Origin of the sequence: Methylobacterium sp. Leaf99 (assembly GCF_001422375.1) — a bacterium.
Lineage (GTDB): Bacteria > Pseudomonadota > Alphaproteobacteria > Rhizobiales > Beijerinckiaceae > Methylobacterium.
Window position 1 is genome coordinate 158,246 of record NZ_LMMU01000009.1, and the last position, 25,750, is coordinate 183,995.

Consider the following 25,750-nt stretch of genomic DNA (forward strand, 5'->3'; position numbering starts at 1 on the left):
GGCTCCGATCGTGCGCGAGGGCCGGCATCAGGCGGCATGGGATTGGGCGGGGGCGGCGACGTCGATCTCGGCCAGCGCCGCGATGAGGCCGCTGCGGTCGAACTTCGCCACGAGGTCGAGGATGGAGAGGGTGCGGGCCCGGGCGATGGCCTCGGGGCCGATGGTGCCCGAGAGGCCGATCACCGGCAGGCCGGCGACGCGCCCCTCGACCTTGCGCATGGCGCCGACGAGGTCGAAGCCGTTGCGGCCGGGCATTTCGAGATCGCAGACCACGACGTCGATGCGGGGGTTGGAGAGCAGGGCCGCCACCGCCTCGTCGGCGCTGGCCGCCGTGATCACGTGGTAGCCCGCCGCCTTGAGGACCGGGGACAGCATGTCCCGGAAGAAGGCCGAATCGTCCACGAGCAGCAGGGTCGAGGACCGCTTGGCGGTCTTCTTCGGGCCGCGGGCCCAGTCGTCGTAGGCCAGCGGCAGGAAGTGGGCGATGTTGATGATCTCGGTGGCGCGGCCGCGCAGGACCGCCGAGCCGATGAGGTCGGAGCGGTCGGCCGAGATCTCCACGTCGAGGCGCTCCTCGACGATGTCGACGATCTCGTCGACCACGAGGCCCATGGCCCGCTCGCCGTCGGAGAACACCACCAGGGCCTGGGTGCCGGTCTTGCGGATCTCGATGGAGGGATCGGCGGGAACCAGCGGCATCAGGCGGCCGCGATACTGGATGAGCGGACGTCCGCCGACCCACTCGACCTTGGCGGCGTCGATCTCCTCGAGGCGGGTGACGAGGGAGAGGGGCACCGCCTTGTAGCTGCCGGCCCCGCCCTTGAACACCAGGAGGGTCGCCTTGGCGTCGGCGGCCTCGGTCTCCTCGGCCTCGGCCTCGACGGGGATCGCGCCGGACTGGGTGCTCTGGCTGACCTGCTGGGCGATGCCGTTGGGATCGACGATGAGCACCACGGCGCCGTCGCCCAGGATGGTGTTGCCGGCGAACAGCGGCAGGTGGCGCAGCTTCGAGGACATCGGCTTCACGACGATCTCCTCCGTGTGGAAGACCTCGTCGACGAAGATGCCGAAGCGCTGGCGCCCGACCTGGGCCACCACCACGAAGCCGGAATCGATGTCGGTGGCGGCGGGCGCCTGGCCGAGGACGCCCGTGAGGGTGACGATGGGCAGGAGCCGCTCGCGGAGGCGCAGGACCGGCGAGCCGTTGATGCGCTCGACCTGCTGCGCCGTGGACTTGTCGACGCGCACCAGCTCCAGCACCGCCACCTGCGGCACGGCGTAGCGCAGGTCGCCCGCCTTGACGATGAGGGCGGCGATGATCGCCAGGGTGAGGGGGATCTTGATGGTGAAGGTGGTGCCGCGCCCGAGCTGGGTGTTGATGTCGATGACGCCGCCGATGAGCTCGATGTTCGTCTTGACCACGTCCATGCCGACGCCACGGCCCGAGACCGAGGTGACCGCCGCCGCCGTGGAGAAGCCGGGGTGGAAGATGAACTTCGCCACCTGGGCATCGGTCATGCGCTCGACCTCGGCCTGGGAGGCGACCTTGCGCTCCACGGCCTTGCGGCGGATGGCGGCGAGATCGAGGCCCTTGCCGTCGTCGGCGATCTCGATCGTGATGGTGCCGCCCTCGTGGTAGGCGGACAGGCGGATGGTGCCGCGTGCCGGCTTGCCGGCGGCCTTGCGGTCAGCGGCGCCCTCGATGCCGTGGTCGGCGGAGTTGCGCACCATGTGGGTGAGCGGGTCCTTGATCACCTCCAGGACCTGGCGGTCGAGCTCGGTCTCGGCGCCGCTCATGACGAGCTCGATCTGCTTGCCGAGTTCCGACGACAGGTCGCGCACCACCCGGGGCAGCTTCTGCCAGGCGTTGCCGATGGGCTGCATCCGCGTCTTCATCACGCCTTCCTGCAGCTCGGCCGTCACGTGGCTGAGGCGCTGCAGGGGGACCTTGTAGGTCGAATCGTCGTGGCGGCGGGCGATCTCGAGGAGCTGGTTGCGGGTCAGGACCAGCTCGGACACCATCGTCATGAGGTGTTCGAGGGTGTCGACGTTGACCCGGATGGTCTGGACCTTGGCGACGCCGCCCTCGGTCGCCTCCGACGGGCCGTCCTTGGCCGGGGCCTTGGCCGCGGGCTCGTCGTGGACGGGAGCCTCGACCACGGGGGCGGGGGCGGCTGCCTGGGGGGCCACGGCCACCGGCGCGGGGGCCGTCACCGGCGGCGGGGCCGGCGCGTCGAACGGGTCGGGACCCTCCGCCTCGAGGAAGGCGCGCTCGAGGTCGTCGAGGGTGACCTCGCCGGGCTTCAGCTCGCGGACGACGGGATCGGGCAGCCTGATCTCGGGCGAGGGTGCCGGCAAGGGGGCCGGGATTGGCGCCGGAAGCGGGGGCGCGGCATCGGGCGCCTGCATCGGTCCGGCGGACATGACGTCGAGGGCGTCGATGAGGTCGTCGTCGCTGCCCGTCGGCTCCGTGCCGGTGTTCTCGAGCTCGCCGAGGATCGCCTTGAGCCGGTCCAGGGTGACGAGGATCAGGCTCACGGCGGGGCCGGTCACCGGCATGCCGTCGCGGAACTGGCCCATGAGGGTCTCGGCGGCGTGCGCCAGGGCTTCGAGGCGCGGCAGGCCGAGGAACCCGCAGGTGCCCTTGATGGTGTGGACGAGGCGGAAGATGTTCCGGAGGATCGTCTGGTTGTTCGGGTCCTGCTCGAACCGCACGAGCTCGGCATCGACGGTGTCGAGATGCTCGGCGCTCTCGGTCAGGAACTCACGCAACAAGTCGTCCATGAGAGGCACTCGGTCCAGATACGCACTACGGTCTGTGCAGTCGGACCTTGCGGCTAAATGGGTTAGTGAAGAGTTTCCCCTGGCGTGACGCTTGAACGAATGGGGGCAGTATTTGTTATTGTGCCGCTGAGGGCGTCACTATGGTTAATCGACTTTTCCGCCGCCGGATGGTGCCGGTCCCGGGATGACGCGATTCCGTCGCGCCCGGCGGGCGCGATCGGGGGTTCCCGGGACGCGGCCGACCCGTCCCCGCCGAGCGGATCAGGCCAGGGCGGTTTCCGGCGGCTCGTCGTCGGCCGGGGGAACGTCGTGCGGCGCCGCCACGGGCGACGGCGCCGCCTCCGGCGTCGGCACCGCCCCGATGGTCACCCTGTCGCCGGTGATGGCGAAGGTGACGTCCATCTCGGCCGCCCGCGCCACGAGGCCGGCATAGAACGGCAGGATCGCGTGGGCGTCGACGGTGCCGCCCTCCGGCGTGCCGGCCATGAGCGCCTCGACATGGGGCGGGATGCGCGCGTGCGAGCCCTTGGCGGTGATGACGATGGTCGGCGCCTCGCCGTCCCCCTTCACGGTGACGTCGATGAGGCCGCCGCGGGGGATGGCGCTCTGGGCGATCACCACGAGGTTGAGGATGAGCTTGACCTTGTTCTTCGGGTACAGCGCCTGGGGGGCGCTCCAGGCGAGCTGGGTCTTGTCGTCCGTGAACATGCCGCGCGAGACCTTCTCGGCGTCGGCGAGGTCGATGGAGGCCCCGGCCGAGCCCGCCGCCCCGAAGGCGATGCGGGCGAACTGGAGCCGGGCCGAGGCCTGGCGCGCGCTCTTGGCGATGAGTTCGAGGGCGAACTCGCGCATGGAGGCGTCGGATTCGTCCTCCAGGACCTCGAGACCGTTCACGATGGCGCCCACCGGGCTGATCACGTCGTGGCAGACCCGGGAGCACAGCAGCGCCGAGAGGTCGAGGGCATCGAGTTGGACGAGGGTCATCTTGCGCTCCGCGCGAGGCACGTATCGGGGGCCGCGGGCGACGGGGCCGGAACCGAATGGCCGGTCGCCACCGGAACCGATAGACGCCGCCCGTTGCTTTGAAAAGGACCAGCACCGGCGGAGCGCCGGTTCGGAAAAGGACCAGCACCGGCACGTTGCCGGTCGGAAAAGGATCGGCACCGGCACGTGGCCGGTCGGAAAAGCGCCGGGCGGGGCCGTCCTCCGCCTCGACAACCCGTCCGGACCGGGGCATGACGTTAGGGATCATGTCACTCGACGCGCCGACGCGCGACCGTATCGCGGCAACATTGACGGAGATCGCCTGCCAGGCGGGCGAGATCCTCCGGGGCTATCACGGCGGCGACTGTCCGCACGTGCTCAAGCCCGACGGCTCCCCGGCGAGCCTCGCCGACACGGCCTCCGAAGCCCTGATCCTCGCCGCCCTCAGGCGGCACTGGCCCGACATCCCCGTGGTGGCCGAGGAATCCTCCGCCGACCATCCGCCGGCCGACCTGTTCTTCCTCGTCGATCCCCTCGACGGGACGAAGGACTTTCTCGCCGGCAACCGGGAATACAGCGTCAACATCGGCCTGGTGCAGGGCGACCGCCCGGTGGCGGCGGCCCTGGCCGCGCCCGGCCTGGCGCGGGTCTGGGGCGCGGGCGCCACGGCCTTCGAGGCCGCCATCGTCGACGGCCGGCCGGGGCCGCACCGGGCCATCGGCGTGCGCCCCGCGCCCGCCGGCGGCCTCGTCGCCCTGGTGAGCAGCCGCCACGGCGACGCCGAGACGGAGGCCTGCCTGTCGCTCCTGCCCGTGGGCGGCCGGCGCGGGGCCGCCTCGGCCCTCAAGTTCTGCCTCATCGCCTCGGGCGAGGCCGACATCTACGTCCGCTGCGGCCCGACCATGGAATGGGACACGGCGGCCGGCGACCACGTGCTCACCAGCGCCGGCGGCTGCGTCGTGGTGCCGTCGGGCCAGCCGATCACCTACGGGCATCACGGCCGCCACTACCGCAACGGCCCGTTCGCGGCGCTCGGCGACCGCACCTATGCGGCCCGCCTCGACCTGCCGATGTCGAGCCCGGCGCCGCGCCGGTCCGTCGGCGCCACCGCCGGGCACCACGCCTGAGGGCGCGGCGTCCGCGGGTGTTTTCTGACAGGCCCTTAACCTTATCTTGACCCTGTTTCGCGTCATGATCGGGGCGAACCGGGCGCGGGAGCGTGGCCCGGGGCCTTTGCCGGGACGCCACCCGGCACCGCACGCCGCCCCCGCACGCGACGAGGCACGATGTTGAAATCTCCCTCCCCCCGCCCCGCCCCGGCCCGGTTCGGCGCCCGCCTCGCCCTGGCCGCCGCCCTCCTCGCCACGGCGTTCGCCGCCCCCGTCCTGGCCGGTCCGGCCCGGACGGCGCCGTCCGGCCCGGACGAGGCCGGGCCCGGCACCTTCCGGCCCGCCGAGATCGTCGACAACGGCCACCGCTTCTTCGGCTCCATGTCGCGCGGCCTTGCGCTCACTGTGGAGGAGGCGACCCGGCGCTGGGGCGAGCCCAACGGCTACATCCTCGGCCAGGAGGCGTCCGGCGCCATCGTCGGCGGCGTGCGCTTCGGCGAGGGCACCCTCTACACCCGCAACGCCGGCAAGCGCCGGATCTACTGGCAGGGCCCGTCCATCGGCTTCGACGTCGGCGGCGACGGCGACCGCACCATGATGCTGGTCTACAACCTGCCGGCGGTGCAGGGGCTCTACCGCCGCTTCGTCGGCGTCGACGGCTCGGCCTACTTCATCGGCGGCTTCGGCATGACGGCGGTCACCGCCGACTACGTCGTGGTGGTGCCGATCCGCACGGGCGTCGGCGCCCGCCTCGGCATCAACATCGGCTACCTCAAGTTCACCGACAAGCCGACCTGGAACCCGTTCTGAGGCCGGGTCCGGGGACGGGCGTCACGCCCCTTCCCCCTCCCCTTGCCCCTCCCCTTGCCCGTCCCCGCCCTACCCCCTCGCCCCGCCCCGCCGAATTGGGCTAAGGACGCACGGGGCGGTCCGGACGACGGTCGCCGCCGACCTTTTCCGGCGTCAGGGATGAGCGTGCCCGCGTGATCGAAACCGTGATGATCTTCGCGCTCGGCTTCCTCGCCGCCGCGTTGTGCGCCCTGCTGGTGCTGCCGGCCGTGAACGCGCGGGCCCTGCGCCTGTCGCGCCGGCGGATCGAGGCGCGCCTGCCCCTATCCGTGGCCGAGGTCGCCGCCGAGAAGGACCACCTGCGGGCCGAGTTCGCCGTGGCGCGCCGGCGCCTGGAGCGCCGGGTCGAGGCCGTGCACGCCGTGCGCCACGCCGACATGGCGGCCATCGGCGCCCGCACCCTGGAGGCCGCCGCCCTGTCGCGCCAGGTCGAGGCGAAGGATGCGACCCTTGAGGAACGTCGCGCCGAGATCGCCGAGACCCGCGCCACCCTGGCGGACGTCACCCGAGACCTGACGTCGGCGCGGACCGAGGGCGCGGTCGGGCTCGCCACCCTGCGGGTCCTGGAGGACGCCCATCGCGACCTCCTCGACGACCTCGTCCGGCGTCACCATGCCGGGCCCCTGAATCGGCTCGATGCCGAGACCCTTGCCGAGACCCTTGCCGAGACCTTTGCCGACCCCGATGCCGCGCCCGGCGGCCCCGGTGCGGACGCCCCCGACCTCGCGGCCCGCTGCGCCGCCCTCGTCGCCGAGCGCGAGAGCCTGCGGGCGAGCCTCGCCGCCGCCGAGGACGCCCTGGCGCAGGCCGAAGACGCCCTGGCGCAGGCGAAAGCCCGCCTCGGCGCCGAGGACGCCGCCACCGCCGCCCTGCGGGTGCGGATCGCGGACGTGGCCGACGGCCTCCTGCGCCGCGACCGCCTTCCCGCCGTCGACGCCTACCCGCTCGCGCCCTCCTGAGCACACGGTCCGGTGCGCCGTTGCCTCCGGTTCAGGCAACGGGGTAGATAAGCGAACTTTCCATGCGTTGACCATGCATGTGCCTTGTTTCGACCACGCAAGCCCATCATCCGGTCGCCCATTCCCCCTGACTTCGAGACGGACCGCGCCCCTATGGCCAAGACACTGACATCGCTCGTCCTCGCCCTGGCCGCCACGGCGGCCCTGACCGCCGCTCCGGCCCTGGCGCAGACGGCCCCGCAGACCAAGCGCGGCAACGAGACCCTGAAGAAGTACTGCACCGGCGATTACCTGACCTATTGCGGCAACCTGTCCCCCGACGATCCGGCCATGGACAAGTGCTTCCAGACCAACTGGGCCAAGCTGTCCGAGAATTGCCGCCGGGCCATCGACGCCTACGAGAAGAACCCCGCCAACAAGAAGGGCTGAGGCCGCTCCCGGGGCGGGTTCCGTATGGGACCCGCCTCGGGACCCGTGGGAGACGGCCTTGGGATAAGCGCGGCCGTTTCCCTCGCGTCGCGGGCCGGCAGACGCTATGGTGCCGGCCACCCGGTGCCGGACCCCACAGCCTCGATGCCCAGATCTTACGGCGCGTTCCCGCGCCCCCTCACGATCCTCGCGGCCCTCGGCCTCGTCGCCCTGGCAACTTCCGGCTGCGGCCGGCGCGGCGGCCTCGAGCCGCCGCCCGGCTCCGCCGCCCCGAGCGTGCCCGCATCGCGGGTCTCCACGGGGGCGACCGCGCCGGCGAGCCCGCGGGCCCTGCCCCAGAGCGTGGGGCTGGGCGGCGGCGCCGCCACGCCCGACCCCGACGCCGTGCGGGCCGGTGACGAGCTCGATGCCGCCGCGGTGCCGGGCGTGGGCCTCGAGGCGCCGATCCTGACCTCGCGCGGGGCCAAGCGCGGCTACGTCGTGCCGAAGCAACCCTTCCTCCTCGACCCGCTCCTGTAGGGTCCGTACCCACCGGACCGGTTCAAGGCACTGCGATGCATCACTTCCACTACCGCGACGGTCGCCTCGCCGCCGAGGATGTCGACCTGACGGCCCTCGCCGACGCGGTCGCGACGCCGTTCTACTGCTATTCCACCGCCACCCTGGAGCGGCACTACCGGGTCTTCGCGCAGGCCTTCGCCGGCGACGACGCCCTGGTCTGCTACGCCATGAAGGCGAACTCGAACCAGGCGGTGCTCACCACCCTCGCCCGCCAGGGCGCCGGCATGGACATCGTCTCGGAGGGCGAACTGCGCCGAGCGCTGGCCGCCGGGGTCGATCCGCAGCGGATCGTGTTCTCCGGCGTCGGCAAGACCCCCGACGAGATGGCCGCCGCCCTCAAGGCCGGCATCTACTGCTTCAACGTCGAGAGCGAGCCGGAACTCGCGGTGCTGTCGGGGGTCGCCTCCGGCCTCGGTCTCACCGCCCCCGTCTCCATCCGGGTGAATCCCGACGTCGACGCCGGAACGCACGCAAAAATCTCGACGGGAAAATCCGAAAACAAGTTCGGCATTCCCATCGGCCGGGCGCGGGCGGTCTACGCGCAGGCCGCCGCCCTGCCGGGGCTGGCGGTCTCGGGCGTCGACATGCACATCGGCAGTCAGATCACCGACCTGACGCCGTTCGACCACGCCGCCCGGCTCCTGGCCGGCCTCGCCCGCGACCTGCTCGCCGACGGCCACGCCCTGCACCACATCGATTTCGGCGGCGGCCTGGGCATCCCCTACCGGGACGACAACGCGCCCCCGCCCGACCCCGCGGCCCTGGCCGCACTCCTGCGCCCGCACTTCGCCGGCCTCGGCCTGCGCCCGGTCTTCGAGATCGGCCGGATGATCGCCGGCAATGCCGGCATCCTCGTCACCCGCGTGCTCTACGTGAAGCGCACCGAGGGCCGGACCTTCGTCATCGTCGACGCGGCCATGAACGACCTCATCCGCCCGACCCTGTACGACGCCTATCACGGCCTGCGCCCCGTCCTCGAACCGGGCCCCGAGACGCCCCGCCTCGTCGCCGACGTGGTCGGCCCCGTCTGCGAGAGCGGCGACTACGTCGCGCTCGGCCGCGACATCCCCGAAGTGGCTCCGGGCGACCTCGTGGCGGTCATGAGCGCCGGCGCCTACGGCGCCGTCCAGGCCGGCACCTACAACACCCGCCGCCTCGTCCCCGAGGTGCTGGTGCGCGGGTCGGACTGGGCCATGGTGCGCCCGCGCCAGACCTACGAAGAGCTCATCGGCCTCGACCGCGTGCCGGATTGGCTGTCGGAGCCGGCTTGAAGGATTGGGTGAACGTTTCGGCGTAAGTCTTTGCTCAAGCTCGCTGAACGCCTGAGCGCATCCCCTCTCCCCGCGCGCGGGGAGAGGGCCGCAGGCACCCCGTCGTGCCTGCGGCGAGCGGAGGCGAAGCCGCAGCGTTGGTGAGGGGGCTGCGTCGGATGTGGCTCCTTCGGACGCGCCCCCTCACCGTCGGCTACCGCCTCGCTCCGCCGACGACGGGGTCGGCGAAGCCCTCTCCCCGCAAGCGGGGCGAGGGGATGCGCTCCGGGTGGTCCGCTGCGTCCCGATCCCGGTCAGCGGATCGCGCTGCGCCTCAAGCCGCCAGTTCCGTCTCCAGCCGAAGCGTGGCTTCATCCGGCACATCGAGGGCCTCGGCCAAGTCCTTCAGGAACTTGCGCTCTTGCAGGGTGTCGGGGTCGATGGCGAGGCGGGCCGCCGCGTAGATGCGGGCGGCCTGCTCGGGGTTGTTCGCCCCCTCGGCGATGGTCTCGACGGTGGCCGGGTCGGCCAGCTCGGCTTCGAGCCAGCGGCGGCCGTCGTCGGCGATGCCCGCCGCCGCCAGGGCGTCGTCGAGGCGCCTGCGCTCGCCTTCATCCACGAGGCCGTCGACCAGGGTCGCCGCCACCATGGCGCGCAGCATGGTCCGGGCCTCGTCCTCGCCGACCTGGATGTGGTCGAACGGCGTGGCGCCGGCCGGGGCGGCCGGGGCGGGCGCTGCCGCGGCGGGCGGCTTGTCCGCGGTGTCCTTCAGGGCCTTGGCGGCGAGGCCGACCACGAGGGCGAGGCCGCCCAGCGCCGCCTGGGCGGAGAAGCCGCCGCGCCGGGTCCGCACCAGCGCGTCGACCATGTGTTGTGCTTCGGACATTGGAGGCCCCTGGCTCACCCGATGGAATCGATCCCCAACCCCCGGCGGGGCGCCGCGGTTCAGATCGCGGACCGGCCCGGCCGGCCATGGGCGGATTTGACCCGATCGACCCCGGCGGCCACCATGCTAGCTTGCCCGTCCAGCGCCCATCGGCGCCAGAGGAACCCGATACGATGGCCGAGGCCGACCCGGCGACATCCGGCGTGACGCGCGCCGCCGCGGCGAATCCCGCCGCCGCGAACCCCGCCGCCCCCCGTGGACGCCTCGACCGCCTCGTCGCCCGCTCCCAGGCCGCCGGCCTGTGGGAGGGCGCCTGGCCGATCCTGTGGCGCGGCCTCGGCGTCGTCCTCGCCTTCCTCAGCCTGTCCTGGCTCGGCCTGTGGCTCGACCTGTCGCCCCTGTGGCGCCGGATCGGCCTCGCCGCCTTCGGCCTCGCCCTGGTGGCCGCCCTCCTGCCCCTCGCAAGGCTGCGGCGCCCGAACCGGCGCGCCGCCCTGGCCCGCATCGACCGCGCGGCCGCCGGCCGTGATGCGGCCCTCGTCCACGGCCCGGCCTCGGCCCTGGAGGACACCCTGGCTCTGGGCCAGGCCGATCCGGCGACCCGGGCCCTGTGGGCCCTGCACCAGCGCCGCTCAGCGCAAGCCGTGGCCGGCCTGAAGCCGGCCCCGCCCCGGCCCGACATGCCCCGGCGCGATCCCTTCGCCCTGCGGGCCGCCGTGCTGGTGGCGGCGGTGGCGAGCCTGTTCGTCGCCGGGCCCGAATGGCGCCAGCGCGTGGCCGGCGCCTTCGACTGGACCCTGCCGCCGCCGCCGGCCCCGAGCTTCCGGGTCGACGGCTGGATCGACCCGCCGCTCTACACCCGCCTGCCGCCCCTGGTGGTGACCATGAACGGCGCCGAGCAGCGCCTGCGGGCGCCGGTGAACTCCACCCTCATCGTGCGCATCGCCGGCCACGGGGAGGCGACCCTCGACGCCCGCTCCGGCCTGAAGGCGCTGCCCGGAGCCCCGGCGGCGAACGCCGCGCAGGCGAGCAAGCCGCCCCACGCGGACCTGCGCGAGGACCGGTTCCAGCTCACGGGCGGCACCGCCGAGCTCACCATCGCGGCGAACGGTGCCCCGCTCCAGCACCTCGTCGTCGAGACGATCCCGGACCTCCCCCCCGAAATCCGCCGCCTGGGCGCCCTCGAGGTCAACGCCCGCGGCACCTTCAACCTGACCTACCGCGCCAAGGACGATTACGGCATCGCCTCGGCCGAGGGCATCGTCGAGCCCCTGGCCGGCACCCGCGCCCTGGTGCCGCCGCCGCGCATCGCCCTGGCGCTCCCCGCCGATGCCAGCGGCGAGGCCGACACCAAGACCCTGGTCGACCTCACCGACAACCCGTGGTCCGGCGCCCGCGTGCGCCTGACCCTGGTGGCGAAGGACGAGGCCGGCCAGGAGGGCCGCACGGAGGCGGCCGAGATCACCCTGCCGGCCCGGGCGTTCACGCAGGCCCTGGCCCGGTCCCTGGCGGAAGAGCGCCGCCGCCTCGTCACCTCTCCGGACGAGAGCCGGGGCCGGGTGCTGACGGCGCTGGATGCCCTGCTCATCGCCCCCGACCGGTTCACGCCGCAGCCGAGCGTGTTCCTCGGCCTCATGACCGCCGCGCGCCGCCTGCGCGCCGCCCGCAACGACGCGGCCCTCATGGAGGTCGCCGACCTCCTGTGGGAGATGGCCCTGAAGATCGAGGACGGCGACCTCTCCGACGCCGAGAAGAGCCTGCGCGCGGCCCAGGACAACCTCAAGCAGGCCATCGAGCGCAACGCCCCCGACGAGGAGATCCGGAAGCTCACCGAGGACCTGAAGAAGGCGCTGGACACCTTCATGAAGAACATGGCCGAGCGCCAGAAGGAGAAGGGGCGGACGCCCAAGGCCGACGGTCAGCCGCCGGCGCAGGGGGGCAAGACCGTCACCCCCGACGACCTCAACAAGATGCTGAAGGACATGGCCGACGCCATGAAGCGCGGCGACACGGCGGAAGCCCAGCGCCTGCTGGAGCAGCTGCGCGAGATCCTAGAAAACCTCCAGACGGCGGAGCCCGGCGGCAAGGCCGATCCGAGCTCCCGCGAGATGGCGAAGCAGGCCGACGAACTCGACAAGCTCTCGCGCGAGCAGCAGGAACTGCGCGACCAGACCTTCAAGGACGATCAGGACAAGGACGGCCAGTCGGGCCAGCCCCGCCCCGGCCAGCGCCCGCCGCGCGGCCAGCCCCAGCCGGGCCAGAAGGGCCAGCCCGGCCAGGGTCAGCCGGGCCAGAAGGGCGAAGGCCAGCAGGGGCAGAAGGGCCAGAAGGGCGAAGGCCAGGGCCAGGGTCAGGGCCAGGGCGAGCGCCAGCAGGCCCTGCGCGAGCGGCTTCAGGACCTCCAGCGCAAGATGAAGGACCTCGGCATGGAGGGCGAGGAGGGCCTGTCGGAGGCGGAAGGTGCCATGCGCGAGGCCGAGGGGGCCCTGGGCCAGGGCCGCGAGGGCGACGCCGTCGATGCCCAGGGCCGCGCCCTCGACGGGCTCAAGCGCGGCGCCGAGGGCATGCAGAAGCAGATGCAGGAGATGGCCGAGGGCGAGGGCGAGGGCGAAGGCGAGCAGGAGGGCGGCCAGAATCCGAGCCGGCAGGGCCAAGCCGGCACCGGCGAGAACGATCCCCTGGGTCGCCCCAACAAGGGCCGCACCACCACGGGCGGCAATGCCCGCGTGCCGAACGCGGACGAATCCGCCGTCCAGCGCACGCGCCGGATCCTGGAGGAGCTGCGGCGCAAGCTCGGCGACCCGAGCCGCCCGCGCGAGGAGCTCGACTATTTCGAGCGCTTGCTGCGCCGGAACTGAAAGTCCCGGCGCGCCGCCACCCCCTGGGCGGCCGGTGCGCCGAAGTCCATATGAGGGGCGTGACCCCAGCCGCGAGACCGTGACGCCGTGATGTCCTCCAACGCCCTCGTCCTCGTCGCCTGCGTGGCGGTGGCCGTCATCCTGCTGCTCGGCCTCGTCAACATGATGCGCGGCGGCAGCGCCAACGTCTCGCAGAAGCTGATGCGCCTGCGCGTCCTGCTGCAATTCATCGCCATCATCCTCATCATGGGCGTGGTGTGGTGGCGCTCGGCCTGACGGCGTCGCCCGCGCCGCACTGTGGCGGCGAGGTCTCACCGGCGATCTATCGCGGGGTCGGGTAAGGATTACGGGGCCGGCGGCCTGACGCGGCTCCGCCGGCCCATGCTAGACCTGCCCGGTACAACCGGATCGGTCCCGATGCTCTCCAACACGTCCCGTCTGCTTGCCGGCGCCCTCGCCCTGGCCATCGTTCCGGTCCAGGCCATCGTCCCGGTTCAAGCCGCCGACCTGCGCGGCGGGTCGCTGCCCGTCGCCTACGCGGCCCCGGTCCAGCCCATGAGCATCGTCTCGGAGGTCCGCATCGGCGGCGCCGTGCAGGACCCCGGCAGCGCCGAGCGCGACACCAACAACATCAACGGCGAGATCCTGTTCGCCAAGCCCCTGGTGAGCCTCGATCCGTTCTGGCAGGCCTTCGTGCCCCGCCCCACCGTGGGCGGCAGCTACAATTTCGGCGGCCGCACCAGCTACGCCTATATCGGCGCGACCTGGACCGTGGACCTGTTCCCCAAGACCTTCAACAACATCGTCTTCCTCGAGGGCTTCTTCGGCGCCGGCGCCCATAACGGCCATACCGGCCTGAAGGCCACCACCCCGCCCGGATTCAACTCCCTCGGCTGCAACCCCCTGTTCCGCGAGGCGGCCGCCCTCGGCTTCCGCCTCACCGAGCATTGGAGCATCATGGCCACCGTCGAGCACATGTCGAACGCGGGCCTGTGCAGCAACAACCGCGGCCTGACCAACTACGGCGGCAAGATCGGCTACACGTTCTGACCTGACCCGCTCCCTCGCAGATCGGACGGCCCCGTGGTCACCCTCAACCGCATCTACACCCGCACCGGCGACAAGGGCTCGACGGCCCTCGCCAGCGGCGCGCGCCGCTCGAAGGCGGACCTGCGCATCGAGACCTACGGCACCGTGGACGAGACCAACGCCTGCATCGGTTTGGTCCGCCTCCATGCCGAGCCGTCCCTCGACGCCATGCTGGGCCTGATCCAGAACGACCTGTTCGACCTCGGCGCCGACCTCGCCACGCCGGAGACCGGGGAGCCCCTGCCCTACGAGCCCCTGCGCATGGTCGACGCCCAGGTGAAGCGCCTCGAAGCCGACATCGACAGCCTCAACGCCCACCTGTCGCCCCTGAAGTCGTTCGTGCTGCCCGGCGGCTCGGCGGCGGCGGCGAACCTGCACCTTGCCCGCACGGTCTGCCGCCGGGCCGAGCGCCTCGCCGTGGCCCTGGCCGCCACGGAGGGCGAGATCGTCTCGGCCCCCGCCCTGCAATACCTCAACCGCCTGTCGGACTTCCTGTTCGTGGCGAGCCGCACGGCCAACGCCAACGGCGCCGACGACGTCCTCTGGGTGCCCGGCAAGAACCGCTGATCGGTCGCGGATCGGATCGTCGCCGGCCCGCCCTCCCCGCCCCCGGACACGGGGTGCGTCCGCGCACCCGCGTTGACAAGGCCGAAACCTCGTCGTTACGGTCCGCCGCCTCAATCGAGAGGGTTCTGGATCGCCGGGCGTGCCGGGGGTCCTCCGCGCGCCGCGCCGGCCCTCCCCAAAAACAGTCCGCGCGGAGGATAGTGACCGCCATGAAGGTTCTGGTGCCCGTCAAGCGGGTCGTCGACTACAACGTCAAGATCCGCGTCAAGGCCGACGGCTCGGGGGTCGACCTCGCCAACGTCAAGATGTCCATGAACCCCTTCGACGAGATCGCCGTCGAGGAGGCGATCCGCCTGAAGGAGAAGGGCAAGGTCACGGAGATCGTCGCCGTCTCCATCGGCCCGCAGCAGGCGCAGGAGACCCTGCGCACGGCCCTCGCCATGGGCGCCGACCGGGCGATCCTGGTGAAGACCGACGGGCTCGTCGAGCCCCTGGCCGTCGCCAAGATCCTCAAGGCGCTGGTGGCCAAGGAGAGCCCGGAGCTCGTCATCCTCGGCAAGCAGGCCATCGACGACGATTCCAACCAGACCGGCCAGATGCTGGCCGCCCTGCTCGACTGGCCGCAGGGCACCTTCGCGTTCCGGCTCGAGTTCGGCGACGGCGCCATCGACGTGACCCGCGAGGTCGATGGCGGCCTCCAGACCGTGAGCCTCAAGCTCCCGGCCATCGTCACCACGGACCTGCGCCTCAACGAGCCGCGCTACGCGTCCCTGCCCAACATCATGAAGGCGAAGAAGAAGCCCCTCGAGGAGCTGACCCCCGAGGCCCTCGGCGTCGACGTCACCCCCCGGATCACGGTGCTGAAGACCGTCGAGCCGGCCGGCCGCAAGGCGGGCGTCAAGGTCGAGTCGGCCAAAGCTCTGGTGGAAAAGCTCAAGGTCGAAGCCGGGGTCATCTGACCCCCTTCGGTCTCTCTCCCGTCCCCCCGCCCCTTACCCCCGTGCGAGGCCCGGCGCCGCCCCGGCGACGGGCCCCCGGATACGCTCCGAGGTCCCCCGAATGGCCACCCTCCTGTACATCGAGCACGACAACGGTGCGGTTCGCGACGCGAGCCTGAAGGCGCTCACCGCCGCCACCCAGCTCGGCGCCCCCGTCCACGTCTTGGTGCTCGGCTCGGGCAGCCACCCGGCGGCGGAGGCCGCCGCCAGGCTGGAGGGCGTCGAGAAGGTGCTGGTCTCCGAGGACGCCGCCTACGACCACGCCCTGGCCGAGCCCACCGCCGCCGGCATCGCCGCCATCGCGAGCGCCTACGACGTGGTCATCGCCGCCGCCTCGACCACGGGCAAGAACGTCCTGCCCCGCGTCGCCGCCCTGCTCGACGTCGCCCAGATCTCCGACATCATCACGGTGGTCTCGCCCGACACGTTCGAGCGGCCGATCTACGCCGGCAACGCCATCCAGACCGTGCAGGCGACGGAACCTAAGAAGGTCATCACCGTGCGCACCGCCGCGTTCAAGGCGGCCGTCGAGGGCGGCGCCGCCGCCGCCGTCGAGGCCGTGTCGGCCGCGGCCCCGGCCCCCGGCGGCTCGACCTTCAAGGGCGAGGAGATCGCCAAATCCGACCGTCCCGAACTCGCCGCCGCGCGGATCATCGTCTCGGGCGGCCGCTCCCTCGGCTCGGCAGACAAGTTCAAGGAGCTCATCGAGCCCCTGGCCGACGCCCTCGGGGCCGCCGTCGGCGCCTCGCGCGCGGCGGTGGATGCGGGCTACGCCCCCAACGACTGGCAGGTCGGCCAGACCGGCAAGGTGGTGGCGCCCGACCTCTACGTGGCGGTGGGCATCTCCGGCGCGATCCAGCATCTGGCCGGCATGAAGGACTCCAAGGTCATCGTCGCCATCAACAAGGACGAGGACGCGCCGATCTTCCAGGTGGCGGATTACGGCCTCGTCGGCGACCTGTTCCAGGTGGTGCCCGAGTTCCAGGCCGAACTCGTCAAGGCCAAGGGACAGTAAGACCAAGGGCCAGTCAGATCAGGGGACACTCGTCCGGCCCCGGCCGGCCCGGCGCGGAGAATAAGCTCCCGCGCCGGGCTGCCCTGGACCCGGAAATGGTCTAAGATTCTGGTGCGACGCGCGTTTTCATAGCCGCAGACCCGCCCTGCCCCCGGATGGCTCCGGCGACGGGCGGGCAGCGCTTCGGGGGTTTGGATTCACCGCAATGGGCATCGATATCAGGACCGTCGGCATCGTCGGCGCCGGGCAGATGGGCAGCGGCATCGCCCATGTCTGCGCCATGGCGGGCCTCGACGTCCGGCTGAACGACCGCGACCCCGCCCGCATCCGCAGCGGCCTCGCCACCATCGACGGCAACCTCGCCCGTCAGGTCGCCAAGGGCACGATTCCCGAGGAGCAGCGCCGCAGCGCCATGGCGCGCATCGTCGGGGCCGAGACCTTCGACGACCTCGCCCCGTGCGACCTCGTCATCGAGGCGGCGACGGAGGACGAATCGACCAAGCGCCTGATCTTCAGCACCCTGTGCGCGTCCCTACGCCCCGACGCCCTCGTCGCCACCAACACCTCGTCCATCTCGATCACGCGGCTCGCTGCCTCCACGGACCGGCCCGAGCGCTTCATCGGCATCCACTTCATGAACCCGGTGCCGGTGATGCAGCTCGTCGAGCTCATCCGCGGCATCGCCACGGAGGACCCGACCTACGAGTCGGCGAAGGCGTTCATCGCCAAGCTCGGCAAGACCTCGACCATGTCGGAGGACTTCCCGGCCTTCATCGTCAACCGCATCCTGCTGCCGATGATCAACGAGGCGATCTACACCCTCTACGAGGGCGTCGGCTCGGTGGAATCCATCGACACGGCGATGAAGCTCGGCGCCAACCACCCCATGGGCCCGCTCCAGCTCGCCGACTTCATCGGCCTCGACACCTGCCTGTCGGTGATGCAGGTGCTGTACGAGGGCCTGGCGGATTCGAAGTACCGCCCCTGCCCGCTCCTGGTGAAGTACGTCGAGGCCGGCTGGCTCGGCCGCAAGGTCAAGCGCGGCTTCTACGATTACCGCGGTGAGACCCCGATCCCGACCCGCTGACCGTCGCGGGGCGGCGGATGGCCGCCCGGCTTGGGCGGGTGAAGCGCGGATGGGTTTTCCTCAAGCGCTCGGACGCGTGTCGGACCGCTTCGACGGATCGCGGCGGGCTCCCTCGCCGTCCTGTCAGGGCGCCGCAAATGATGGTCGCGACCTGAAGCCGCCGCAGAAGAGGGTTGTCGAACAAGCACGGCCCCCGCGCGCATCCCCTCGCCCCGCCTGCGGGGAGAGGGCTCTGCCGACCTTGTCGTCGGCAGAGCGAGGCGGCAGCCGGAGGTGAGGGGGCGAATCCGCGTGAGACTCGTCCGGAATCGCCCCCTCACCGTCGCTGCGGCTTCGCCTTCGCTCGCCGCAGGCACGACGGGGTGCCTGCGGCCCTCTCCCCGCAGGCGGGGAGAGGGGATGCGCGCGGGCGCTCTGCGCAACGAGCCAGGGGCTGCCGCAGGCTGAAGCGGGAGCCCGTCGCGGTTCATCGGCCCTCCCCCGCCCCGCGAAGCCGCCGGACGGGACGCCGCGGCCGCACGCAAGCACAGATCGTTCGGTAGGAGGCTACACCCATCCACGTCCCAGGGATAAATTTAATCCCAGCCCCGCAACTCCAGCACACGAAAACGATTCTTCTCCAAATCCCCAAATCTTTGCAAGTTGATCCGTACCCCGTCCGATTGCGTTGGCCTCGGAACGAATCTAACACCTTCCCCAGGCGCACGCCCCGACCGCGAACCGGCCTCGATGACGCCGGCGGGCATGCGACCGATCTGGACCCGTCTTGGGTTGGACGGCACCGGGGATGGCATGACGCGCGGACGCACGAGCCTGCTGGCGGGCGTAGTCGGGTTGATCGGGGTCCCGGTGGAGGCGGCGGAGCTGCCGGGGGAGCGCCGGAAGGGGCCGGCCGAGGCGGTCCGGATCTGCCCGGCCTCCGGCACGGGGTTCTTCACTATTCCGGGGTCGGACACCTGCCTGCGCGTCTCCGGCCGGGCGCGCTTCGAGTACGCGTTCCAGAACGCCTACAGCCGCAACTCCGCCGGCGACATCAGCGGCTACCAGTCCCGCGCCCGCATCAACTTCGACGCCCGGACCCAGACGGATTACGGCGCCCTGCGCGGCTTCACCCGCATCGACGTGGGCAGCCGCACCGGCTTCGCCACCATGCATGCGGGCGCGTTCAACCGCATCGGCAACGCGTTTCCGGCCACCGGCGTCGACACCGCCGGCCGGGTCCAGCAGCAGGTGACCCTCGACAAGGCCTTCGTGCAGTTCTCCGGCCTCACCGCCGGGCGGGCCTCGTCGTTCTTCGACTTCTACGCCCACGACTTCGAGTTCATCGTCGCGTCCCTAGGCTCGAACATCCCCTCCACCAACCTCGCCGCCTACACGGCGAAGCTCGGCCGGGGCTTCTCGACCACGCTCTCCGTCGAGGACCCGCATTTCCGCCAGACGGCGGTCTATTCGAGCCAGAACGCCCGGCCCCTGACGCCGGGCCTCGACGGCGGGTTCGCGGCCCGCGCCGTGGCGCCGATCTTCGTCGGGTCCGGCGCCGACGGGGCGCCGACGGGCATCGGCTTCGTCGATGCGGCCCAGCGCAGCCGCGTGCCCGACCTCGTCGGCGTGCTGCGCTACGACGACACCTGGGGCGCGGCCCAGGCCTCCGCCGCCCTGCACGAGGTCGGCCCCGGCACCCTCGACCGCGACGCCTATCTCGGCACCCACCTCGGCGCGCCCGCCTCCCCCACCAACAGCCGCGACGCCGGCCGCGCGCCCGCGGCCTACGGCTTCGCCGTCCAGGGCGGCGTGAAGGTCAACCTGTCGGCCCTGGCCCCCGGCGACACCCTCTACCTCCAGGCCGCCTACGGCGAGGGCACCGCCCTCTACACCGGCCTGCCGGCCTATGTCGGCCCCTACGCCCAGGCCGCCACGGCGATCCAGGGGGCGCCGTTCTCCCAGTTCCTCAACGACGCCGTGCTGAACCCCCTCACCAACCGCCTCGAACTGTCGACGAGCGTCTCGGTGACGGCCGCCGTGCTGCATTACTGGACGCCGTCCGTGCGCTCGGCCGCGTTCGGTTCCTACGGCCGCATGACCTTCGCCCCCGGCGCGCGCCGGGTCCAGGGCCTCGCCTCGGCCGTGACCGGCACCGGACCGGGCGTGCCCGGCACGCGGTTCTTCGAGCTCAGCCAGGTCCTGCGGGATTCGGACCGGTTCGTCGTCGGCGCCAACCTGATCTGGTCGCCCGTGAAGGAGTTCGATATCGGCGTCGAGGCGATCTACACCCGCTACGGCGTGCAGGATGGCCGCGTCCTCGACCTCAGCCGGGTCCCGACCCCGAATGCGGGCTTCGTCAACGACCCCGCCAACGCCGTCGCCACCGTGACCGGCGTCGACGCGGTCCAGATCCGGGCCCGGGTGCAGCGGGATTTTTGAAAGTCCGCTCCCACGAAAAAGGCCGGCCCCAGGGGGACCGGCCTCATGTTCCACCGTCCGGACGCTCAGCGGGCGGAGTTGGTCGACGGCTGGGTGTTGGCCGGGACGGTGCTGCCGGTGCTGGCGGGCATGTCCGACTTCAGGCCGTTGTTCGGCTGGGCGGCGGCGGCGGGGTTCTGGGCGCCGGCCTTGGTCTGCGCCGCGTAGTCCGGCGGGGACTGCGAGCCCTGCCACGACATCAGGCCGACGATGGCCACCGCCAGGAGGGCGAGGCTGCCGAGCAGGACCGCGAGGACCGGCTTGCCCTTCTTGCCCTGACGGGATTCCTGTCCGTGAAGCTGCTCTGCCATGAAACCCTCGTTGATGGCGCCGACCCCGCGGGGCCGGACGCGCGAATCCGTGATAAAGGTCAAACGCCGGGTCGGATCGGGAGTTCCTGTCCTCAGCGCCCGGTCACCAGCATGATCTTGCCGAGGTGCGCGCTCGATTCCATGAGTTCGTGGGCTTTCGCCGCCTCCTCCAGGGGGAACGTCGCGTGGATGACCGGCCGGATCGTCCCGGCCTCCAGGAGCGGCCACACGTCCCGGGCGAGCCCCCGCGCGATGCCGGCCTTCTCGGGTTTCGGCCGGGCCCGCAGGGTGGCGCCCGTGAAGGTGAGGCGCTTCATCATGATCGGCGTCATGCTGAAGGCGTCGACCTTGTAGCCCTGCATGAAGGCGATCTGGACGAGGCGCCCCTCGATGGCCAGGGCCGACAGGTTTTTCGCCAGGTACGGCGCGCCGACCATGTCGAGGATCACGTCGACGCCGTTGCCGTCGGTCAACGCCTTCACCCGCTCGACGAAGTCCTCCTCGCGATAATTGATGGCGGCTTCGGCGCCGAGGTCGACGCAGAACGCGCATTTCTCGGCCGAGCCCGCCGTGGCGAAGACGCGGGCGCCGTGATGCCGGGCGATCTGGATCGCCGTCGAGCCGATGCCGCTCGACCCGCCATGGACGAGAAAGGCCTCGCCGGCCTGGAGCCGCCCGCGCTCGATCACCGTGGAATAGACGGTGAAGTAGTTTTCCGGGATGCCGGCCGCCTCCACCAGGGACAGGGGCGCCGGGCGCGGCAGGCACTGGCCGGCCTCGGCCACGGCGAACTCGGCATAGCCGCCGCTGATGGTGAGCGCGCAGACCTCGTCGCCCAGGGAAAATCCCTCGGCGCCCTCGCCCAACGCGACGATCCGCCCGGCGACTTCGAGGCCGGGGATCTCCGTGGCGCCCTTCGGCGGCGGATACTTGCCCTCGCGCTGCTGGATGTCCGGCCGGTTCACCCCCGCCGCCACCACCTCGATGAGCACTTGGCCCGGCCCGGCCTCGGGCAACGCCACCGTCTCGACGGCCAACACCTCCGGCCCGCCGGCGGCGGTGAACCGGATCTGGCGCATGGTTTTGGGCAGGGTTTCGGGGAGGCTGGCGGTCATGGCGGGGTTCCCTTTGGCGAGACCCGTCATGTGCGGTGGGGTGGGGTTTTGGCAAGGGATGGGGTTTTTGGGTGGGGCGGATCGGTGCCGCCGGGGGCCGGATCACCCTCTGCTCTGCTCCGGGTGTCCGGGGTGGAGGCGAATTTAAAAGCACCGCTTTAAAGAGCGGTTGACAAACCCGCTAATGGTTGATGATAGCGCTTCGGACCGCTAGGAATGACCTTGGCCGTTTGCGATCTAGCAAAGGAGGGTTTGCCTCTGCCAGGAGAGTAAGTTGACGACTGCAATTCCTGTATCCCGAGGTGGCAGGGATGGCCTGCTGAGTCTATTTTGCGGCGCCGGAGGCCTAGATCTGGGCTTCGAGAAGGCAGGCTTCGATGTTGATGCCGCGTTCGACCTGCGGCCAGACGCAATTCTATCTTATAATTATAACCGGTCGCTTAAGTCGCGCGTTGCACGAGTCGGCAACGTCCGAGATATTACCTGCGAGACGCTTGATTTTCTAGCTGGGCGCAAGTTTGAGCCTCGCGGTATTATTGGCGGTCCGCCGTGCCAAAGCTTCAGCAGAGCGACGCACAGCGGTGAAGATGATCCGCGTCATGATCTTCCGCTCAAGTATGCGAAGTTGTTGAAAGACTTGAATGCGCGTAAGCCCGTCGAGTTTTTCGTGCTTGAAAACGTACCTGGTCTTTTGAAGCATAAGCATGCTGACCGGCTGAAAAATTTTCTTCAAGCGTTCGAGGATGCAGGTTTTAGCGTTACGCAGAGCCTACTCAATGCTCGCAGCTTTGGCGTAGCTCAGAACAGGCCTAGATTGATTTTCATTGGTATAAATCGCAATATTTTCGGAAATCTTGAGTGGGAACCTCCTGCTTCAAAGAAGGGATCAGAGAAGACTGTTCGTGATAAAATTGGCCATCTGCCGGAAGCTACCTTCTGGACGCGTGATTTAGTTCGTATGGAAATTGAGCATCATCCCAATCACTGGTGTATGATGCCGAAGTCGATTAGTTTCTCAACGCCTGGCCGACTTTCTCCGGGAACAGCTCGCGGGCGAAGCTTTCGCACACTCGAATGGGACAGCGTTAGTCCTACGGTTGCTTATGGCAATAGGGAAGTTCACGTTCATCCAAGCTGTCATCGGCGCCTTTCTGTGCATGAAGCCTTATTACTTCAAGGCTTCCCAAAGAATTTTACGTTGATGGGTAGCTTGTCCTCCCAGATTACGCAAGTTAGCGAGGCTGTGCCACCTCCTTTGGCAAAAGCAGTTGCAGTAAGCCTAATTCGCTTTCTTAAGCAGGCGGCACGAGATCTGGATATCGGTAAGGCGGCGTAGTTTGCCCTTGAATGGACTGCGCCTGCAGAGGAGCCAGCGCCTCCCGTTCGTAGCCGATTTCAGCAAGGAGGTCGTGCGTTCTTGCGTTCAGGGTTTCAGCGAGCACTGCATCCTGCTCCATTAGACTGTCTAAATTATCGATCTGGCATGCAGCCGAAAGAATCTGCATTGAGGGGTTCTCGGGCGATGCACCCGGCGAAGGCTGCTGGCGAGTAACCCCAAATGGGTCTGTTAGTCCGACGGGCGGCGGGATAAACTCAAACGCCAAAGAGCACATGGACGGATCGGGATTGTCCATTGGCCGAGTAGAATAGCAGTGAGATCTTTTAAGCTTCACCGACCACTGCTTCTGCTCCGCAAGATGTAGAAGCCACTTCGAAATACCAAGAGAAAACAGGTCTAAAAGGGATCGTCCATCTTTATTTTTTGCAGTTGCAATGGCATTATCAATGTTATCTGTTTCTGGGTCCAAGAGGTCGCATGCACCATTGCTAAACTCGTTACTATGCGCTGCGTTTTCGCGAATCGCATTACAAATAGCGTCAAGTGTCTCCATGTCCATATCACCGGATCTAACGTCAACAGTGAGAAAGAAGAGCCAGCGATGGTTAGCCTTGCTGAGCTGCAGTTCAACTAGACGGTAGATCGCGTCAATCAAACGTCCTGAATGTTTTGCCCGAGTTGGAGCAATTGATCCGCAGGCATCAATATTGACGACATGGAAAGGAGCGCGCCGCCTCAGTTCTGCCAATGTACTCCCATCAGATTTGCAGATTGACTCAAAGCTTCGCGGAAATGTCACCGACTTGTCACTGATATATCCTGCTTGAACGAGCCCCGTCTCACGGACTATTGCGCGTGCCATCAAGGGAGCCTCAACTGCATCACTGAGAAAGCCCACAGATGTGAGATGACAATCTTTTCCAGAGCACATTTCTGCAATAAGCCGCACGTCGAGATAGTCTAAACCCGGTAGAGTTAAGTAGCGTACTTCGGGATAAACTCGTGCCGTGGTGCCATCGGGCATAACGATATCGCGATGAACGAGGTTATTCTGTGCCTTAAGCCTGTCTATCAAGCCAGTGGCCAGCCCTACCCACTGATCCTGACGCACTTTTTGTTTGCGAGGCCTATGCCAGGCAAAAAGCTCAGTCAGCTTTATGGGAACAGCATCTAAGGTAACTTCGTTTGGAAGGGATTCTTCGGCGAATTCATTACCGAAGAATTCATCATCACTTGGAGCCATGAGCACGCATCACTTGGATAATGTCATTGATAAGGGCGGCGCGATCAACAGCCCGCAGCTCGGACAGAACGCCATAAGCCTCAAGAACGACAGACAATGCCGTCGCAAGTGGCACGTCCTCTTTCTTCGGTTGCCGATCCCAAACTATGCTGGCTTCGGAAACGCTTGTAGGAAGCTCGACGAAGGAGGTAGATGTGCGAAGCGGCGGGTCCGCCTCTTCTCCCCGTCTTGCCGCCCAGATCGAGTATGCTGATCCCAAAATCGCCTGCTGTGTTTTTGCGCGGCCTTCTTCGCGTTCCCGTCCAAGATCCTCACTCGCCAGCAGCTTGAGCCGATTTACGAGAAGCCTCAGCGCACGATGCAGCCATTTCTGAATGTAGATATAATGGGGATGGCTGTAATTGAATGATTCTCGATCAATATTTATTGCGCCGTCTAGGCCCTCCAGTACATATATTTCAGCAGTGATTTGCCGAAGTCGGTTCTGTTCAGAAACTTGATAATCTAAAAATCTTTGATCATAGAGCGTTCCACTAGCTTCGCGTACGCGTATTAATGACCCTTGGATATCTTTAGGGCTTATTTTGCTGTTCCAGTATAGATACGCCTCAAACCGAAGCCTTCCACCAGCGCGGCCTAGCGCTGCCTCAGGAAATGGTGCCTCGTCGGCTCCGACCATCATTACGGGTTGGCCAACACGTGAATCGTTCGCAAGCTGCATCGATAGTTCAATGGGCCGCCGTAGAAGTACTCCATCAAATAAGACATCGAAGCTTCCAATGATATCAGCCTGACCTGATACAAGCCCAAGCTTGCTCCTGACACTTTGGCCTGACTTCAGCTCAATGGCTTCTGGGCGCCTATTGCCCTGCGGGACGTCGAGAAATAGGACTCCGCTCCCTCCTTCGAGATCGAACGGATGTCGGTTGATATATTGAAGGGGCAGCGCCAAGCTTAGCTTCCAGATTGAACGCAGGTATTCGTCCAGCTGCTCAAGTGAGGGCGAGCGCTTGGCACCTCGTTCACTCTCAGACGCTGCACGAACAAGTCCTTGGAACCGGGCAAGTGGACTATCGTTGTCGTGCCACGGTAGATTCGCCTTCAACCCCTCCAGCTTCCGTTTCTGGTCAGTTAGGCATCCAATGTGATATTTAGGCGGCGTAACAATCGGTTCACCTGTAGGCCCAAGCTCAGCTTGAGCTTGCCATAGATTTACACTTTGAAGGAGGCGGCGAATTTCAGGCCGAAGCTCGTGAAGAACTATAGTCGTGCCATGCGAATCTTTTTCACATTCAGGCACTTCTTCGGAGCTGATACTGACACGGCCTGCCTCGAACTCGGCGTCTGGAGCCGTTTCTTTTAGGCGGCTTTCGTTATGCGTGCTGAGAACAACTGTTGCCCAAGTGCGAACCCGTTCTCCTTTGGCTTTCGTGATAATCTGGAAATGCTGGGTGAGTTGGGCGACAGCGAACAGCCCGATCCCAATTTTTCCAATCAGCGGACGGCCGCCTGGGCTGAGGTCAGGGTCGGCTTCTTGCGCGGTGTGGAAGACCGCCCCGGCGCTTGTCCGCTTGCTGCTACCGCCAATATTCTGAACAACGTAAGCAAGCGTCTCTGGATTCATCCCGGCGCCATCGTCTCGCACGATGATTTGATCAAATTCCGGCGAGCCGGTTTCAATGACCACGCGCTGGGCATCGGCATCGTAGGCATTCGCACAGAGTTCTCGGAACGCCGCCCATGGTTCGCGGTAAATTCCATCGGTCACCCGAGCGATAATGCGCTGACTAGTGGAAAGGGGCAGCTGAATCACATCACCTTCAACTGCCTGCCTTATCTTCTCGCCTAGTGCGACTG

Annotated in this window: 22 protein-coding genes; 15 read left to right on the forward strand and 7 right to left on the reverse strand. The window is 68.4% G+C overall.

The annotated features are described in order from the left end of the window. Window positions 1-27: 27 nt before the first annotated feature. Together ASF28_RS17520 and chpT are read right to left on the reverse strand one after the other, a co-directional pair. Window positions 28-2,784, reverse strand: a complete 2,757-nt coding sequence (locus ASF28_RS17520) for a hybrid sensor histidine kinase/response regulator (protein ID WP_056095563.1) — start codon at window positions 2,782-2,784, stop codon at window positions 28-30. Window positions 2,785-3,045: 261 nt separating this feature from the next. Further along, window positions 3,046-3,768 carry a histidine phosphotransferase ChpT gene (gene chpT / locus ASF28_RS17525; RefSeq protein ID WP_056095566.1) on the reverse strand — a complete coding sequence of 241 codons (723 nt, stop codon included), beginning with the start codon at window positions 3,766-3,768 and terminating at the stop codon, window positions 3,046-3,048. 266 nt (window positions 3,769-4,034) lie between these two features. On the opposite strand from chpT, the gene ASF28_RS17530 reads away from it, so the two are divergent. From ASF28_RS17530 to lysA, 6 genes are all read left to right on the forward strand, one after another. Then, window positions 4,035-4,895 (forward strand): 3'(2'),5'-bisphosphate nucleotidase CysQ family protein, encoded by an 861-nt coding sequence (locus ASF28_RS17530; protein ID WP_082476633.1) that lies wholly within the window; start codon window positions 4,035-4,037, stop codon window positions 4,893-4,895. A 159-nt stretch (window positions 4,896-5,054) separates the two neighbouring features. After that, a complete protein-coding gene (locus ASF28_RS17535; protein WP_056095572.1) occupies window positions 5,055-5,687 on the forward strand; it encodes a DUF1134 domain-containing protein in 633 nt (210 codons plus the stop codon). 173 nt (window positions 5,688-5,860) lie between these two features. Further along, window positions 5,861-6,685 (forward strand): hypothetical protein, encoded by an 825-nt coding sequence (locus ASF28_RS17540; RefSeq protein WP_244475069.1) that lies wholly within the window; start codon window positions 5,861-5,863, stop codon window positions 6,683-6,685. Between the two features lie 153 nt (window positions 6,686-6,838). Beyond that, window positions 6,839-7,114 (forward strand): hypothetical protein, encoded by a 276-nt coding sequence (locus ASF28_RS17545; protein ID WP_056095575.1) that lies wholly within the window; start codon window positions 6,839-6,841, stop codon window positions 7,112-7,114. Window positions 7,115-7,258: 144 nt separating this feature from the next. Then, window positions 7,259-7,633, forward strand: a complete 375-nt coding sequence (locus tag ASF28_RS17550; protein ID WP_056095577.1) for a lipoprotein — start codon at window positions 7,259-7,261, stop codon at window positions 7,631-7,633. A gap of 35 nt (window positions 7,634-7,668) precedes the next feature. Beyond that, window positions 7,669-8,946: a diaminopimelate decarboxylase gene (gene lysA, locus ASF28_RS17555; protein WP_056095580.1), complete on the forward strand. Its 1,278-nt coding sequence runs from the start codon at window positions 7,669-7,671 to the stop codon at window positions 8,944-8,946. A gap of 313 nt (window positions 8,947-9,259) precedes the next feature. On the opposite strand, the gene ASF28_RS17560 is transcribed toward lysA, so the two are convergent. Beyond that, window positions 9,260-9,793 (reverse strand): tellurite resistance TerB family protein, encoded by a 534-nt coding sequence (locus tag ASF28_RS17560; protein ID WP_338011697.1) that lies wholly within the window; start codon window positions 9,791-9,793, stop codon window positions 9,260-9,262. A 191-nt stretch (window positions 9,794-9,984) separates the two neighbouring features. Between ASF28_RS17560 and ASF28_RS17565 the strand changes: the two genes are divergently transcribed. The 8 genes from ASF28_RS17565 (at window position 9,985) to ASF28_RS17600 (ending at window position 19,846) form a co-directional block, all read left to right on the forward strand. Further along, a complete protein-coding gene (locus tag ASF28_RS17565; protein WP_157085637.1) occupies window positions 9,985-12,669 on the forward strand; it encodes a TIGR02302 family protein in 2,685 nt (894 codons plus the stop codon). Between the two features lie 90 nt (window positions 12,670-12,759). Then, window positions 12,760-12,945, forward strand: coding sequence for a twin transmembrane helix small protein (locus tag ASF28_RS17570; RefSeq protein WP_056095586.1), 186 nt, complete (start codon window positions 12,760-12,762; stop codon window positions 12,943-12,945). A gap of 141 nt (window positions 12,946-13,086) precedes the next feature. Then, window positions 13,087-13,719 carry an acyloxyacyl hydrolase gene (locus ASF28_RS17575; protein ID WP_056095589.1) on the forward strand — a complete coding sequence of 211 codons (633 nt, stop codon included), beginning with the start codon at window positions 13,087-13,089 and terminating at the stop codon, window positions 13,717-13,719. A gap of 33 nt (window positions 13,720-13,752) precedes the next feature. Further along, complete coding sequence (locus ASF28_RS17580) at window positions 13,753-14,325, forward strand: cob(I)yrinic acid a,c-diamide adenosyltransferase (protein WP_056095592.1); 573 nt, start codon at window positions 13,753-13,755, stop codon at window positions 14,323-14,325. 209 nt (window positions 14,326-14,534) lie between these two features. Beyond that, on the forward strand, window positions 14,535-15,284 hold the full coding sequence (locus tag ASF28_RS17585; RefSeq protein WP_056095595.1) for an electron transfer flavoprotein subunit beta/FixA family protein: 750 nt from the start codon (window positions 14,535-14,537) through the stop codon (window positions 15,282-15,284). Between the two features lie 100 nt (window positions 15,285-15,384). Beyond that, a complete protein-coding gene (locus tag ASF28_RS17590) occupies window positions 15,385-16,338 on the forward strand; it encodes an electron transfer flavoprotein subunit alpha/FixB family protein (protein ID WP_056095597.1) in 954 nt (317 codons plus the stop codon). A gap of 205 nt (window positions 16,339-16,543) precedes the next feature. Beyond that, complete coding sequence (locus ASF28_RS17595) at window positions 16,544-17,425, forward strand: 3-hydroxybutyryl-CoA dehydrogenase (protein WP_056095600.1); 882 nt, start codon at window positions 16,544-16,546, stop codon at window positions 17,423-17,425. Window positions 17,426-18,217: 792 nt separating this feature from the next. After that, on the forward strand, window positions 18,218-19,846 hold the full coding sequence (locus tag ASF28_RS17600) for a porin (protein WP_056095841.1): 1,629 nt from the start codon (window positions 18,218-18,220) through the stop codon (window positions 19,844-19,846). A 65-nt stretch (window positions 19,847-19,911) separates the two neighbouring features. Here ASF28_RS17600 and ASF28_RS17605 read toward each other — a convergent pair whose 3' ends face one another. Together ASF28_RS17605 and ASF28_RS17610 are read right to left on the reverse strand one after the other, a co-directional pair. Beyond that, window positions 19,912-20,196: a hypothetical protein gene (locus tag ASF28_RS17605; RefSeq protein WP_147710254.1), complete on the reverse strand. Its 285-nt coding sequence runs from the start codon at window positions 20,194-20,196 to the stop codon at window positions 19,912-19,914. Window positions 20,197-20,288: 92 nt separating this feature from the next. Further along, window positions 20,289-21,311 carry an NAD(P)H-quinone oxidoreductase gene (locus ASF28_RS17610; RefSeq protein WP_056095605.1) on the reverse strand — a complete coding sequence of 341 codons (1,023 nt, stop codon included), beginning with the start codon at window positions 21,309-21,311 and terminating at the stop codon, window positions 20,289-20,291. 274 nt (window positions 21,312-21,585) lie between these two features. Here ASF28_RS17610 and ASF28_RS17615 point away from each other — a divergent pair, with 274 nt between their 5' ends. Next, window positions 21,586-22,647 (forward strand): DNA cytosine methyltransferase, encoded by a 1,062-nt coding sequence (locus ASF28_RS17615; protein WP_200912691.1) that lies wholly within the window; start codon window positions 21,586-21,588, stop codon window positions 22,645-22,647. On the opposite strand, the gene ASF28_RS22630 is transcribed toward ASF28_RS17615, so the two are convergent. Next, entirely contained in the window at window positions 22,604-23,893 is a 1,290-nt protein-coding gene (locus ASF28_RS22630) for a PP_RS20740 family protein (RefSeq protein ID WP_157085638.1), read from the reverse strand. The genes ASF28_RS17615 and ASF28_RS22630 overlap by 44 nt on opposite strands. Beyond that, window positions 23,880-25,706 carry an ATP-binding protein gene (locus ASF28_RS21995; protein WP_162240011.1) on the reverse strand — a complete coding sequence of 609 codons (1,827 nt, stop codon included), beginning with the start codon at window positions 25,704-25,706 and terminating at the stop codon, window positions 23,880-23,882. Before ASF28_RS21995 ends, ASF28_RS22630 begins: the two co-directional genes overlap by 14 nt. Window positions 25,707-25,750: the final 44 nt, after the last annotated feature.

Excerpts from the sequence above, each read along its gene's own strand:
- ASF28_RS17520 (WP_056095563.1), bottom strand. The coding sequence starts at position 2,784 with ATGGACGACTTGTTGCGTGAGTTCCTGACCGAGAGCGCCGAGCATCTC.
- chpT (WP_056095566.1), bottom strand. The coding sequence starts at position 3,768 with ATGACCCTCGTCCAACTCGATGCCCTCGACCTCTCGGCGCTGCTGTGC.
- ASF28_RS17530 (WP_082476633.1), top strand. The coding sequence starts at position 4,035 with ATGTCACTCGACGCGCCGACGCGCGACCGTATCGCGGCAACATTGACG.
- ASF28_RS17535 (WP_056095572.1), top strand. The coding sequence starts at position 5,055 with ATGTTGAAATCTCCCTCCCCCCGCCCCGCCCCGGCCCGGTTCGGCGCC.
- ASF28_RS17545 (WP_056095575.1), top strand. The coding sequence starts at position 6,839 with ATGGCCAAGACACTGACATCGCTCGTCCTCGCCCTGGCCGCCACGGCG.
- ASF28_RS17550 (WP_056095577.1), top strand. The coding sequence starts at position 7,259 with ATGCCCAGATCTTACGGCGCGTTCCCGCGCCCCCTCACGATCCTCGCG.
- lysA (WP_056095580.1), top strand. The coding sequence starts at position 7,669 with ATGCATCACTTCCACTACCGCGACGGTCGCCTCGCCGCCGAGGATGTC.
- ASF28_RS17560 (WP_338011697.1), bottom strand. The coding sequence starts at position 9,793 with ATGGTCGACGCGCTGGTGCGGACCCGGCGCGGCGGCTTCTCCGCCCAG.
- ASF28_RS17565 (WP_157085637.1), top strand. The coding sequence starts at position 9,985 with ATGGCCGAGGCCGACCCGGCGACATCCGGCGTGACGCGCGCCGCCGCG.
- ASF28_RS17570 (WP_056095586.1), top strand. The coding sequence starts at position 12,760 with ATGTCCTCCAACGCCCTCGTCCTCGTCGCCTGCGTGGCGGTGGCCGTC.
- ASF28_RS17575 (WP_056095589.1), top strand. The coding sequence starts at position 13,087 with ATGCTCTCCAACACGTCCCGTCTGCTTGCCGGCGCCCTCGCCCTGGCC.
- ASF28_RS17585 (WP_056095595.1), top strand. The coding sequence starts at position 14,535 with ATGAAGGTTCTGGTGCCCGTCAAGCGGGTCGTCGACTACAACGTCAAG.
- ASF28_RS17590 (WP_056095597.1), top strand. The coding sequence starts at position 15,385 with ATGGCCACCCTCCTGTACATCGAGCACGACAACGGTGCGGTTCGCGAC.
- ASF28_RS17595 (WP_056095600.1), top strand. The coding sequence starts at position 16,544 with ATGGGCATCGATATCAGGACCGTCGGCATCGTCGGCGCCGGGCAGATG.
- ASF28_RS17600 (WP_056095841.1), top strand. The coding sequence starts at position 18,218 with ATGACGCGCGGACGCACGAGCCTGCTGGCGGGCGTAGTCGGGTTGATC.
- ASF28_RS17605 (WP_147710254.1), bottom strand. The coding sequence starts at position 20,196 with ATGGCAGAGCAGCTTCACGGACAGGAATCCCGTCAGGGCAAGAAGGGC.
- ASF28_RS17610 (WP_056095605.1), bottom strand. The coding sequence starts at position 21,311 with ATGACCGCCAGCCTCCCCGAAACCCTGCCCAAAACCATGCGCCAGATC.
- ASF28_RS22630 (WP_157085638.1), bottom strand. The coding sequence starts at position 23,893 with ATGGCTCCAAGTGATGATGAATTCTTCGGTAATGAATTCGCCGAAGAA.